Origin of the sequence: Photobacterium gaetbulicola (assembly GCF_003025515.1) — a bacterium.
In the GTDB taxonomy this organism is placed as follows: Bacteria; Pseudomonadota; Gammaproteobacteria; order Enterobacterales; family Vibrionaceae; genus Photobacterium; species Photobacterium gaetbulicola.
Window position 1 is genome coordinate 139,635 of the sequence record NZ_PYME01000009.1, and the last position, 13,347, is coordinate 152,981.

A 13,347-nucleotide genomic window follows, 5' to 3' on the forward strand; every position below is an offset into this window, starting at 1 on the left:
GCGGCAATTATCTCTATAATGCCGCCCCTTATGTATTTTGCACGTGCTCTATAGCCTTCCCCGATAAGTGGAAGATACCCTGAGTTCCCAAGGAGAAATGACTGGTGAGAGACTTTTCCGAATTAGAATTAGATAGCGAGCTGCTGCAGGCCATTGAAGATATCGGCTATGATCGCCCAACCGTGATCCAGGCCGAGGCGATCCCGCACGCACTGGATGGCCGAGATGTACTGGCATCCGCTCCTACCGGTACCGGAAAAACCGCAGCATTTCTTCTGCCGATGATCCAGCACCTGCAGGATTTCCCGCGTAAGAAGCCGGGGCCGGCCCGTGTACTGGTACTGACACCAACCCGTGAACTGGCCATCCAGGTCGCCGATCAAGCGCGTGCGCTAGCCAAGCACACCCAGCTGAAAGTATTCACTATTACCGGCGGGATCTCCTACGATGAGCATGCCGAGCTATTGGGTAAAACCCAGGATATCGTGGTGGCTACGCCGGGCCGCTTGATGGAATACATCGAAAGCGAGCGCTTTGACTGCCGTGCCATCGAGTGCCTGATCCTCGATGAAGCTGACCGCATGCTGGACATGGGCTTCGGCAAAGCCGTCGAGCGAATTCACAACGAATGCCGCTGGCGCCGCCAGAGCTTACTGTTCTCAGCCACGCTGGAAGGCAAGGGGGTCCGTGACTTCTCGCGCACCATCCTCAACGAGCCGGTTGAAGTCAATGCCGAGCCGCCACGCCGTGAACGCAAGAAAATCCACCAGTACTACCACCGCTGTGATGACATGACCCACAAGCTGGCATTACTGGAAACTATTCTCAAGAGCGAAGCCGAGCGCACCATTGTTTTCGTCAAAACCCGTGAGCGCCTTGCCACCCTGCGTGATCAGCTGGCAGCGATGCAGATCCCATGCTGCTGGATCCAGGGCGAAATGGCCCAGGCGTCACGCAACAACACCATCCGTCGTTTCCGCGAGGGTGAAGTGAACATCATGCTGGCTACCGACGTCGCCGCCCGCGGTATCGACCTGCCAGACATCAGCCACGTGATCAACTTCGATATGCCACGCACCGCCGATGTCTATCTACACCGTATCGGCCGTACGGCCCGTGCCGGCAAGAAAGGCACCGCAGTGTCTTTGGTTGAAGCCCACGATCAGGCCATGATCGAGCGTGTGAGCCGTTACATGAAAGAAGAAGTGGCTGAGCGCTTCGTCGAAGGCATGCGCCCTAAACACAAAAAGCCGGCCACGGTGAAAAAGAAAAAGAAAAAAGATCCGAAAAAGAAGGCCGCTGCGAAAAAGAAAAAAGCCAAGAAGTAAGGCTTTTGCCGCAGAGAGCAAATAAAAAAACGGGCTGGTAGATACCAGCCCGTTTTTATTCCTAGGAGGAAGCAATAGTTAAACGTTACTGCTCTTCACGCTTGAACACCAGTTCTGTCGCCGTCGATTCAGCCGGGACAAAATAATAGCCCGCGGTATCGAACTGCTTGAGCTGTTCCACTGAATCCACTTGGTGGTCAATGATGTAGCGCGCCATCATGCCACGCGCCTTCTTGGCATAGAAGCTGATGACCTTGTAGGTGCCATTCTTGCAGTCTTTGAACACCGGGGTGATGATCTGCCCCGCGACCTGTTTCGGCTTGACGGCCTTGAAGTATTCGTTTGACGCCAGGTTGATCAGGATCTCATCACCCTGCTCGGCCAGTGCCTGGTTGATCTTGTCGGTAATAATATTCCCCCAAAACTGGTACAAATTGCTACCGCGCGGGTTGGCCAGCTTGGTTCCCATCTCGAGGCGGTAAGGCTGCATCAGATCCAGCGGGCGCAACAGGCCGTACAGGCCAGACAACATTCTCAAGTGCTGCTGGGCATAAGCAAATTGCCTGTCATCCATGGTTTCCGCTGCCAAGCCAGTATAGACATCCCCTTTGAAAGCCAAGATCGCCTGACGGGCGTTATCGGTGGTGAACTCAGGCTGCCACTCGGCAAAGCGGGCTGCATTTAGGCCGGCAATCTTATCGCTCACCTTCATCAGGCTGGCAATCTGCGCCGGTGTCAGCTCGCGGCAAACCTCTATCAGCTCGGCGGAATGATCTGTCAGCTCTGGCTGGGTGAACGACTCGGTCGCCAACGGCGAGTCGTAGTCGAGGGTTTTAGCCGGTGAAACCACAATTAACATGGGCTGCTTCCTTATAATCGTTGATATAGGAATGTTAACAGCCTGACAAAAAAAAACCACGCGCAGTACGCATGGTCTTTTCTATTGCATCTATCGCCAAAATCGATGGTCGACACCGATCAATCAGCGACTCAGTCCTTGTTCGGTTGGTCCCAAATCCCTTCCTCTAACTGGGCATGCAATTCCGGGTAATCCTTGCTGTCAAAAGTCGGCACTTTGCCCTGATCCAGCTGCCGGTTGTAGTCCTTGGCCAGTTTCACCACCGTACCGGACAGCAGCACGATGGCAATCAGGTTAATGATTGCCATCATTCCCATTGACACATCCGCCATGGCCCAGACTGTCGGCAAATCGGCGACCGCACCGAACATCACCATCCCCAGTACCACGATACGGAACACGGCCAGGCCGGCCTTGTGGTTATGCTCAAGGAAAATCAGATTGGTTTCAGCATAAGAATAGTTGGCCACCAGAGACGTAAAGGCAAAGAAGAAGATCGCCACGGCAATGAAAATCGCCCCCCAGCCACCGACCTGGGAGCTCAGTGCGCGCTGGGTCAGCTCGATACCGGTAATTTCGCTATGCGGGACATACTCGCCCGACATCAGAATAATCGCGACAGTCGCTGAACAGATCACTATGGTGTCCATGAACACCCCCAGCATCTGCACATAGCCCTGAGAAGCCGGGTGCGGCGGATACGGCGTCGCCGACGCAGCGGCATTAGGTGCCGATCCCATACCGGCCTCATTAGAGAACAAACCGCGCTTGAGGCCGTTGATCATGCCCTGGGCAATGGTATAGCCCAAGGCGCCTGATGCGGCTTCTTCCAGGCCGAACGCACTGCGGAAAATCAACCCCAGCACCTCAGGCAGCTTATCAATATTGGTGAACATGATGAACAGGGCCAACAGCAGATAGCACAGGGCCATCGCAGGCACCAAGATCTCTGCGGTACGGGCTATAGCACGCAGGCCACCGAAAATAATGGTTCCGGCCATCACCACCAGCACCACACCGACATAAGTAGGGTTCCAGCCAAACGCAACATTCATCGCCTGGGTAATTGAGTTAGCCTGTACCGAGTTGAACACCAAGCCAAAGGCGATGATTAGGAATATAGAGAACACCACGCCCATCCAGCGCATGCCGAGACCCTTCTCCATATAGTAAGCAGGGCCACCACGGTAGTTTCCGTCGTCATCACGGGTCTTGTAGAGCTGGGCCAAGGCACTTTCAGCAAATGCCGTCGCCATTCCCAGCATGGCTATCAACCACATCCAGAAAATCGCCCCCGGGCCACCTAGTGTCAGGGCAACAGCGACACCGGCCATATTACCGGTACCCACCCGGGCAGCCAGGCTGGTACACAACGCCTGGAATGATGAAATACCGGCTTTATCGGATTTGCGGCTGTTTTTCATTACACTGAACATGTGGCCAAAATGGCGAAACTGGATAAAACCCAACCGGTAGGTGAAGAACACGCCAACGCCAATCAGCAAATAAATGAGCACTGAGCCCCATAACAGATCGTTCAAAAAATTAATCTGACTTGACACGTCTACCCCTCTAGAAATCAAAAATTAGCCGAAGCCGACCAGCCAGGCCGCCAACAGAAAATATCGCTATAGCCCACCAGCCAAACTGACGAAAAGCTGTCATTTGGCAAAACAGATACTACAACCTTAGTTTTATTATGTGGCAAAAGACAGCGAAGGACCTTTCGGCTCGGGCCGGCCGCCGTCTGACGCAGTTATTATGTTGGCATGATGTTAACAGAAGGCGTAATAAGAGAGCCACCTACTAACGGGACCTTATAAGGTATAACTGCAGATGGCTGATGATCATGCAAAGATAACCAGCAAAAATCAATATTCTACTGATGAATATTGCTTATCTGGCTCTATGCTGGCGAAATTAAGGGCGATCTTCCACGCTCGCCTTGCCAATTCATTTTCTATTTCCCGCAGTGGCATGGTGCTTTTTTGTACAACCGAATGAATAATGAGATCGCACACACATCAAAAGTTCATGATTGAGTAACATTTGCGAAACACATCAATTTTATTTTGTGGCTGGCTATGATATTTAAATAAGACCGATTGTAAGGAAGAGGTGCTCTATGGACAGCTATGCATTCGATGACATTCTTGCAACTGAAACACCAAGACGTGGTTCCCGGAGCAAGCCTGTAAAACGCAAGTGGCGTGAGATTGAAGCACTGAAAGACAAGCAGAGACTGCGCCGTGAACTGGCTGATATAGACATGTTCAAGGATTTATCAGACGACGATCTTGATTTCTAACCCAACAAGCAATGATCTACTAAAGAGCCGGCATACGCCGGCTCTTTCTTTAATAAGCAATTAGCCCGTATCGCTCGCTAAGCTTGCAGCCGCTCCGCTAGGTGGCGGTACCGCTCATTGACCTGGTCACCAAATAATGGGTCACACTCGCACTCTTCATACTGTTTTGACACCGCCAACCAATCTTCTTGGGTGAAATGGTCACGGATAAGGGGGAGAATGTGCTTTTCTTCAAACTCCAAATGAGCATACTGACGCACGACAAACGCATTGAGCTTTTCAGCAAACACATCCAAAGGGATCACCGCATCCATCAGGATCATATCGACTGTATCGGCAAACTCCTGGGTCAACTTCGCCAGCTCTTCATGCTCTTTCGCCAGACTTTCGACCTCACCGACATGGTCGGCATAATGTGCCTGGTAATAATGATACAGTACATCCTCTTTCGGATGGTGGCAGCACTCGGCATGATTCTGCAGATAATCAACAATATCTTTGATCAAGCCATAGTTAACCTCCTGCCCATTACGTATTGCGGTAAGCTTCTGTTGAAGAATTTTCAACAGCCGGCAGATATAACCATGTTCAGTGTGAATATCATCAAGCATCATTGCATAAACCTCCCAGTCATCTCCATTACTGTAAGTGTATGCAAGGATAGAAAAAACACCTTGATCCTGGTTATCTTACGCGCAGATAGTTTACATTAACCGAACATTTTGACAAAAAAAGCTTAATCATCCAGCAACCAATTAATTTCCGGCTTATTCATCTGAGATAAAAGCCGGTTTGTTTGGGAGAAGTGCTGACAACCGAAGAAGCCTCTATAGGCTGACAACGGAGATGGGTGGGCAGCGCGCAGTACATGGTGACGCTCAGTATGGATTTTCTTTCCTTTCTTCTGGGCATGTGCGCCCCACAGCAAGAAGACGATCCCCTCGCTTTGCTGGTCAATAACCTCAATCAAGCGGTCGGTAAACGTCTCCCAGCCAATTTTTGCATGGGAGTGGGCATTGCCCTGTTCCACCGTCAATACCGTATTGAGCAGCAGTACCCCTTGTTCGGCCCAATGTTGCAGGTTGCCATGGGCAGGCGGAGAAAAGCCGTCAATGTCGGCCGCCAGCTCTTTATACATATTGGCCAGAGACGGCGGGATTTTCACACCATGGCGAACCGAAAAGCTCAGGCCATGTGCCTGATCCGGACCGTGATAAGGATCCTGCCCCAAAATCACCACCTTGACCTGCGAAAGCGGTGTGGCCTGCAAGGCATTAAATACATCTTCCTGCGGGGGATAAATCACTTTGCCAGCCGAGCGCTCGGCAGCAACATACTGTTCCACTTGCTGGAAATACGGTTTCTGGCGCTCCGCATCAATCACATCCTGCCAGCTCAATACCGGGCTCATTCTCTGCTCCTCAATCTTACTATTGGTGCCCATTGTATGGGTTTGGCAGAGAAAACAAAGCCCCCTCGCCGCTCATGCGGCAAGGGGGCCTATCAAAGAAGAAAAAAAGTGCGCAGTACTAGTCCACCTGATAACGAGCCTTAGGGTGCACCGGCGTGCGCCAGTGACCCCGGCCTTGATTATGGCGGTGAGCCTGCGGCAAACGTGAGATCCCATAACTCAACATCATCATTTCAGCATTCATTGTTTTCCCTACCCAGTTGCTAAACCACTGGATAGAGACATGAAAACTTGGTGCCAACATTGAGCCAAACAATAAAAAAACTACATTTCAATAGCTTAAATCAATCCAGCACGGTGCCGCTCCGTTTCCTCCGCCCAACCTTGGTGATGCCTGCCCCATTGTAGGACAACTCTCCCCCAAAACGGCAAAGCCTCGCAGCAGGGAGGCCTATACCGTCTCAGGGATAAACGAACGCAGGGTAGCAATTTCCTGCCGCCAGATATCGGGGTTAATGGTCTCCAGTACCAGTGGGATATTGTCAAAGCGGCTATCTTGCATCACATAACGGAAGCAATCCCAGCCGATTTCCCCTTCCCCTAAGCTGTGGTGGCGGTCGAGGTGGCTGCCCAGGCCGCCTTTCGAGTCATTGAGGTGCATCCCACGCAGGTACTGCATCCCGACAACGAGGTCAAACTCGGCAAAGGTCTTGTCTGTTGCCGTCTCGCTGCGCAAATCATAGCCGGCAGCGAACGCATGGCAGGTATCGATACAGACGCCAACCCGCGATTTGTCCTCGACCTGTTCGATAATACTGGCGAGCTGCTCGAAACGCCAACCAAGGTTGCTGCCCTGTCCGGCCGTATTCTCGATCACCGCCACCACATTCGGCACGGCGGCGTGGGCTAAATTGATTGACTCGGCAATCAGAGCCAGGCATTCGCTTTCGGAGATTTTCTTCAAATGGCTGCCCGGATGGAAGTTCAGCAGGTGCAATCCCAACTGCTCACAGCGAGCCATCTCGTCAATAAAGGCAGTACGCGACTTTTCCAGCTTCTCGCGCTCTGGCGCCCCGAGGTTTATCAGGTATGAATCATGGGGAAGAATCGCATCGGGGGTAAAGCCATACTGTTGGCAGCGGGCCTTGAATGCCTTGATCACATCTTGCTCTAGTGGCTTAGCCACCCATTGGCGCTGGTTCTTGGTGAACAAGGCAAAGGCATTAGCACCGATCTTGTTGGCATTGTCTGGCGAGTTGTGCACACCGCCAGCAGCGGATACGTGCGCACCGATTAATTTCATCTTATTCCTACTTCGATATTCAGCATTTAAAGCACGGATTGTACGTTATTTATCAACGTCAGCGCTTACAGGTTGATCTGGGCCAGTACACGCTTTCCGCGAGGTTAGGTGAACCCCACCCGTCATTTTGATGTAATTTTACTACAAATGATCAGTTCAAATATTTTTTAAATGATAAAATATTAGTTAAACACCAATAAATATGCGGCTTAGTTGACCTAGCTCAATAAAATAGCCCGGTTTAATTTAAGGTTTTTTGTTGTAATTTGATCTAAATCAATACACAATTGGCGCCGACGAGATATATAATACGCAACTCAACAAGAAAATCGAAAAAACCAACGACATTCCGCTAGTGGAGATTGCAAATTATAACTACTAAAAAATATGACTTGTGACGGTTGAAGCCTTTTTGCTCACAGTGCTTCACTTATTCATAAAACCGAAATTCGGTCGTATTTTTCAATAGTCATAATTTTGCAAAATCAGGCTTAAACCTCAGGGGTTAGGTCATAAAAGATAAGTCTTAGAACGGAGAAGAAAGTCATGATCCAAGGTATTCAAATCACTAAATCAGCTAACGATGACCTACTGAACTCAATCTGGCTGCTAGATACCGAAACTAACGAAGCGCGCTGTGTTGCTGCTTCTGCCGGTTTCGAGGCTGACCAGGTGATCCCTGCGGCTGACCTAGGTGAGTACGAGTCTCGCGAAGTTGCTATCGAAGCGCCAGCGAAAATCGAAGGCGGCCAGCACCTAAACGTTAACGTACTTAAGCGTGAAACACTGGAAGATGCAGCTAAGCACCCAGAAAAATACCCACAGCTAACTATCCGTGTATCTGGCTACGCGGTACGCTTCAACTCTCTAACGACAGAGCAGCAGCGCGACGTTATCGCACGTACTTTCACGAACAGCCTGTAATCACAGCGCCTGTTCGTCAAAAAGCGGCACCTTTAGGTGCCGTTTTTTTTTGCCTCACCCCCACCATCGCAGAGACCAGCAACAGATACTGGTTATATTATCATCTAAAATGTGATGGAAATTTAGGTATTAATGTTAACAAAGGTGTACATTCATAGCGTTGCCTACCACCCAGCTTTTCCACGGGCAATGCCACAAAAAATGGAGCAATATAAATAACACTATAATCGGAGCCAGTTCATGAAGTTAATCCTCAAGCTTATCGCGGGTATTTTGATCGGTATCCTCCTTGGTTTTTTTGCCCCCGACGCTATCATTCGCGTCCTGCTGACTATCAAACTCCTCGGTGGCCAGCTCATTGGTTTCACTATCCCTCTTATCATCCTGTTCTATATCACCAGCGGTATTGCCAGCCTGCCGAAAAATTCTGGCTCACTTCTGGGTAAAACCGTGGCCCTGTCCTACGGTTCAACCATTATTGCCGGTAGCCTAGCCTTCATCGTGGCCAGTACCGTCATTGGTACGATGGCCGAGCCTGCCGCCGCTGCAGCTGACAGCGCCGAGAAGCTCACCAGTTTCATAACTCTCGAGGTCCCACCGCTATTTGGCGTGATGACCGCCCTCGCCACGGCTTTCCTGTTTGGCCTCGGGATCAGCATTACCGATAGCAAGCCACTGAAAACCATTGCCGAAGACGGCCGCAGGATCATCGACCTATTGCTTTCCAACATTATTATCCCGCTCCTGCCGTTCTACATTGCTGGTGTCTTTGCCGAAATGGCTGCAGAAGGCACGGTCTTCTCGACCCTGAAAACATTCGGATTGGTATTGGCACTGGCTATCTTCATGCATTGGGTATGGATCACCATCCAGTACACCGTGACAGGGTTGGCACTGGGCCACTCGCCGCTGAAACTGATCAAAAACATGATGCCGGCATACTTCACTGCAATCGGCACCATGTCCTCGGCGGCCACCATTCCGGTGACCCTGCGCCAAACCAAGCAGAACAACGTTGACGAGGCGATTGCCAACTTCACCATCCCGCTGTGTGCCACAATCCACCTATCAGGCTCGACGATCACCCTTGTCACCTGCTCCACAGCGGTCATGGCACTCAGCCAGCATATCGCCATCCCTTCCCTGTTTGAGATGCTGCCGTTTATCATGATGCTCGGCGTCACCATGATTGCCGCCCCAGGGGCACCAGGAGGCGCGGTAATGGCCGCCCTGGGTCTAATGGCCACCATGCTTGGGTTCGGGGAGGCCGAGCTGGCCTTGATGATTGCCCTTTACATGGCCCAAGACAGCTTCGGCACCGCCTGTAATATCACCGGTGACGGGGCAATTTCCCTGTGGGTCAACAAGTTCGCCAAGCAGCCGCAGGCTCAGGCTATCGAGCAAACAGACTCCTAACACGACAGCCGTCGCATCTAAGGCAGGCCGGGGCCTGCCTTTTTTTATTTTACGAGTGGCATATGGACTAAAGGGGGAACGCCACGTCATTCGCTGCGCCTTAATATATGTCAAAAAAAGCATCGATATGCTTGGATTGCATCCAGACAATTAACAATTACACCCCATGTAACACATAAAACTCCTCTTTTTTGGCATCCTTGGCCAACTAGTGGTAAAAACGTCGCCGCTTTGTTACGGACTACTATCCATTTTCCTCAATAGGACTATTGGCGATGAAACTGATTTTAAAACTCATTGCTGGCATTCTGGCCGGTATTCTTTTTGGCCTGTTTGCCCCCGATGTGCTGGTTCAAATCCTTATCACCATGAAGGCTTTGATCAGCCAGCTGATTGGCTTCACCATTCCACTGCTTATTCTCTTTTTTGTGACCAGCGGGATCGCAAACCTACCGAAGAACTCCGGCAAACTGCTGGGGAAAACCGTCGGCCTCAGCTACCTGTCGACCATGGGCGCGGGAGCAATGGCTTATCTCGTCGCTGGACAAGTCCTGCCTTCTATGCTGCACAGCTCGGCAGAAGTCAGTGAAGCAGCGCGCACGCTTGCCCCGCTGATCGACCTCAAGATACCGCCGATTATGGGTGTGATGACCGCGTTGGCGGTAGCCTTTATCTTCGGTTTGGGGATCACGGCCACCAACAGCGAACACCTGCGCAAGTTGAGCGATGAAGGCCGCAACATCATTGAGCTGTTCCTTGCCAAAGTCATGGTGCCATCACTGCCGTTCTATATCGCCGGGGTGTTTGCCGATATGACGGTCAAGGGCACTGTCTTCTCGACACTCAAGACCTTCACCTTGGTACTGGTACTGATCGTTGTCCTGCATTGGTTATGGCTAACCTTCCAGTTCATCAGTACCGGTGCGCTACTTGGCCGCTCTCCGCTCAAGCTGCTGAAAACCATGCTACCCGCCTACGTTACCGCACTGGGTACCATGTCCTCGGCGGCCAGCCTGCCTGTCACCTTGCGCCAAACGCAGGAAAACGGCGTGAAAAAGCCAATCGCCAACTTCGTGGTGCCGCTCTGTGCCAATATCCATATGTCCGGCTCGGCGATCAGTATCACTTCGGTTTGCGTAGCCGTGATCTTGGTAACGGGCAACGCTACCGTCCCGAGCTTCCTCGAGGCCTTGCCGTTTATCGGCATGCTGGGGATCACCATGGTTGCCGCACCGGGCGCGCCTGGCGGGGCGGTCATGGCGGCCGTTGGCCTGCTCGGTTCAATGATGGGTTTTACCGAAGCGATGATCGGCTTGCAAATTGCCCTGCACCTGGCCCAAGATGGTTTCGGTACTGCTTGTAACATCACCGGAGATGGTGCGCTGGCATTGTGGGTTGACAAGTTCGCGGATGACGCCGTTTCGACCGAACCAGAAACCGCGACTGCCGCTGCCAGCAGCGAACAAACCGCCTAAGCCAGCACAGCAGTCACTGGATGCCAAACAAAAAGGGAGCCAACCGGCTCCCTTTTGCATTTGCTTGCAACGCAGACACGTTACTGAACACTACGCAGTACTGCTTTTAGCTGCTCAAAGTCGTTGTCACGCTCAAGCGACAGAAGATCCATCGCATTGTGCTTGGCCAGCGGTGCTGGCAGCTCGATGTCCTTGCCCAAAATCTCATCCACCACTTCTTTGAACTTGGCCGGATGAGCAGTACACAGGAACAGGCCGGTTTCGCCCTCAGCCAGTTGCTCATTCAAGATACGGTAGGCAATCGCGCCGTGCGGCTCGCACAGGTAACCTTCCTGCTCCATCTCACGCAAGGTCTCAGCCGTTTGCTCGTCATTGACCGCGCCGTAGCCCAGCTCACCCAGGCCCCAGCCTTTGAGGCGGCAAAGCTCCTCGATCCGCGGCCAGTTGTTTGGCTGACTGACATCCATCGCATTGGAGATAGTCGGTACCGTTGGCTCAGGAGCCCACTCGCCAGTTCGCAGGTAACGCGGCACGGTATCATTGACATTGGTTGCCGCGATGAAGCGCTTCACCGGCAGGCCGATGGCTTTGGCCAACAAACCGGCGGTCAAATTACCGAAGTTACCGCTCGGTACTGCAATCACCAGCTCCTCACGCTGCGCTTTCGGCAACTGGGCAACCGCTTCGAAGTAGTAACAGATCTGAGCCAGCAAACGGCTGATGTTAATCGAGTTGGCCGAGTTCAGCCCCACCTCCTGGCGCAGCTCTGCATCATCGAAGGCCTGCTTCACCAATGCCTGGCAATCATCAAAGGTGCCGTCTACGGCAACCGTAGAAATATTGCCGCCAAGGGTGCAGAACAGCTTTTCCTGTAGCGGACTGATCTTGCCCTTCGGATAGAGGATCACCACCTTGATGTTGTCCATACCGTAGAAGGCATGGGCTACAGCGGCACCGGTATCACCCGAGGTCGCGGTCAGGATCGTGATGTTGCCGTCACTGTCGGACACCGCCGCCAGTGACTGGGCCATGAAACGGCCGCCGAAGTCCTTGAAGGCCAGCGTTGGGCCATGGAACAGCTCAAGGGCATAGATCCCCTCTTTTACCGGCTTGATCGGTGCATTGAACTGGAAGGCATTGCCGACCATCTGGGAGACGGTTTCCGCGGCAAGCTCCTCGCCGATAAACGCCGACAGAATCGCCGTGCTACGGCTGACAAAGTCTTGCTCCAGCAGTTCATCGACATTGTCGAAAGCCGGAAGCTCGGCAGGGAAAAACAAGCCCTGGTTGCTTCCCAGCCCCTGGCGTACCGCCTGGCCAAACGAAACCTGCTCTTGGTGATCTTTAAGGTTATATAGCTTCATGGTTACAGCTCACTTCCAGTTACTCTTGAGCCCTGCCCGTCCAAACGACAGACATGGACGAATCCTTCTTCATTCTGAACATAATGATCTTGCAACCATCGTGCAATACGTTTTGCGACTTCAAGGTCATCACATACGGTAAACATCGTCGGTCCCGAGCCGGAGATCCCGCTAGCTAACGCCCCAGCTTCCAGCGCATACTGCCGTGCTTTGGCAAATCCTGGCAGCAAACGCTCGCGGTAAGGTTCGGCGACCACATCTTTGATCATTTTTGCCGCCAGCGCGGGTTGGCCCGAATGGCAAGCATGGATAAAGCCGCCCAGGTATCGCCCATGGGCAATCACATCCTGGCGACGGTACTGAGATGGCAGAATAGCGCGGGCTTCTGCGGTCGGGACTTTGATACCCGGATAGGCCATGACCCAATACCAATCATCAAAACATGGCACCGGCTGACTGATGATGCCAAGCTCCTCGACCATAAATTGCAGCCCGCCCAAATAGCACGGGGCCACATTGTCGTAATGCAAACTGCCGGAAATCTCGGCTTCCATCTCTCCCATCAGGGCCAGCAGTTCATTCTCGTCGAGCGGTTGGCCATGAAAGCGGTTCAGCGCATCGAGCGCCGCCACAATCGAGCAGGCACTGGATCCCAGGCCCGATCCTATCGGCATGTTTTTTTCCAGGGTCAGGGCAACCGGTTTTAGCACCGCGCCTTTTTTATCCAGCTCACGGGCAAACACCTGCCAACAGCGGTAGACAATATTCTCTTCCGCCAGCTTCGGCAGTTTATCGACAAACGCCCCGACACAGCTCAGCGAAAACGGCTGTGTCCCTTGCTCGGCCAGTACCCGGTCGCCCAGCAGGGTGCCATCAAGAGGGGACACTGCTGCCCCCAGGACATCAAAACCGACACTGACATTACCAATCGACGCCGGCGCATAAACCACTACACTCAT

The 13,347-nt window shown here is 52.4% G+C and carries 13 protein-coding genes; 6 read left to right on the forward strand and 7 right to left on the reverse strand.

Going from position 1 to position 13,347, the window contains the following annotated elements; genetic code table 11:
* Nucleotides 1–104 precede the first annotated feature (104 nt).
* Nucleotides 105–1,328 (forward strand): ATP-dependent RNA helicase SrmB, encoded by a 1,224-nt coding sequence (gene srmB, locus C9J03_RS10180; protein ID WP_039467092.1) that lies wholly within the window; start codon nt 105–107, stop codon nt 1,326–1,328.
* 85 nt (nt 1,329–1,413) lie between these two features.
* On the opposite strand, the gene yaaA is transcribed toward srmB, so the two are convergent.
* Both yaaA and C9J03_RS10190 read right to left on the reverse strand, forming a co-directional pair.
* On the reverse strand, nt 1,414–2,187 hold the full coding sequence (yaaA, locus tag C9J03_RS10185) for a peroxide stress protein YaaA (RefSeq protein ID WP_044624206.1): 774 nt from the start codon (nt 2,185–2,187) through the stop codon (nt 1,414–1,416).
* Between the two features lie 131 nt (nt 2,188–2,318).
* Entirely contained in the window at nt 2,319–3,749 is a 1,431-nt protein-coding gene (locus C9J03_RS10190) for an alanine/glycine:cation symporter family protein (RefSeq protein WP_044624207.1), read from the reverse strand.
* 274 nt (nt 3,750–4,023) lie between these two features.
* On the opposite strand from C9J03_RS10190, the gene C9J03_RS26680 reads away from it, so the two are divergent.
* Nucleotides 4,024–4,191, forward strand: coding sequence for a hypothetical protein (locus C9J03_RS26680; protein WP_156149953.1), 168 nt, complete (start codon nt 4,024–4,026; stop codon nt 4,189–4,191).
* Nucleotides 4,192–4,312: 121 nt separating this feature from the next.
* Nucleotides 4,313–4,495, forward strand: a complete 183-nt coding sequence (locus C9J03_RS10195) for a DUF3545 family protein (RefSeq protein ID WP_044624208.1) — start codon at nt 4,313–4,315, stop codon at nt 4,493–4,495.
* A gap of 77 nt (nt 4,496–4,572) precedes the next feature.
* Here the strand turns inward: C9J03_RS10195 and C9J03_RS10200 are convergent, their stop codons facing one another.
* The 3 genes from C9J03_RS10200 to nfo form a co-directional block, all read right to left on the reverse strand.
* Complete coding sequence (locus C9J03_RS10200) at nt 4,573–5,109, reverse strand: hemerythrin domain-containing protein (RefSeq protein ID WP_044624209.1); 537 nt, start codon at nt 5,107–5,109, stop codon at nt 4,573–4,575.
* A 122-nt stretch (nt 5,110–5,231) separates the two neighbouring features.
* Nucleotides 5,232–5,906, reverse strand: coding sequence for a uracil-DNA glycosylase (ung, locus tag C9J03_RS10205; RefSeq protein ID WP_044624210.1), 675 nt, complete (start codon nt 5,904–5,906; stop codon nt 5,232–5,234).
* A gap of 451 nt (nt 5,907–6,357) precedes the next feature.
* Nucleotides 6,358–7,209, reverse strand: coding sequence for a deoxyribonuclease IV (nfo, locus tag C9J03_RS10210; protein WP_044624211.1), 852 nt, complete (start codon nt 7,207–7,209; stop codon nt 6,358–6,360).
* Nucleotides 7,210–7,755: 546 nt separating this feature from the next.
* On the opposite strand from nfo, the gene grcA reads away from it, so the two are divergent.
* The 3 genes from grcA to C9J03_RS10225 all read left to right on the forward strand — a co-directional run bounded on the left by grcA (nt 7,756) and on the right by C9J03_RS10225 (nt 11,024).
* Nucleotides 7,756–8,133: an autonomous glycyl radical cofactor GrcA gene (grcA, locus tag C9J03_RS10215; protein WP_039467110.1), complete on the forward strand. Its 378-nt coding sequence runs from the start codon at nt 7,756–7,758 to the stop codon at nt 8,131–8,133.
* A 240-nt stretch (nt 8,134–8,373) separates the two neighbouring features.
* On the forward strand, nt 8,374–9,549 hold the full coding sequence (locus C9J03_RS10220) for a dicarboxylate/amino acid:cation symporter (RefSeq protein ID WP_044624212.1): 1,176 nt from the start codon (nt 8,374–8,376) through the stop codon (nt 9,547–9,549).
* A gap of 275 nt (nt 9,550–9,824) precedes the next feature.
* A complete protein-coding gene (locus C9J03_RS10225) occupies nt 9,825–11,024 on the forward strand; it encodes a dicarboxylate/amino acid:cation symporter (protein WP_039467115.1) in 1,200 nt (399 codons plus the stop codon).
* Between the two features lie 80 nt (nt 11,025–11,104).
* Here C9J03_RS10225 and thrC read toward each other — a convergent pair whose 3' ends face one another.
* Both thrC and thrB read right to left on the reverse strand, forming a co-directional pair.
* Entirely contained in the window at nt 11,105–12,388 is a 1,284-nt protein-coding gene (gene thrC / locus C9J03_RS10230; protein WP_044624213.1) for a threonine synthase, read from the reverse strand.
* A 2-nt stretch (nt 12,389–12,390) separates the two neighbouring features.
* Nucleotides 12,391–13,347: a homoserine kinase gene (thrB, locus tag C9J03_RS10235; RefSeq protein WP_044624214.1), complete on the reverse strand. Its 957-nt coding sequence runs from the start codon at nt 13,345–13,347 to the stop codon at nt 12,391–12,393.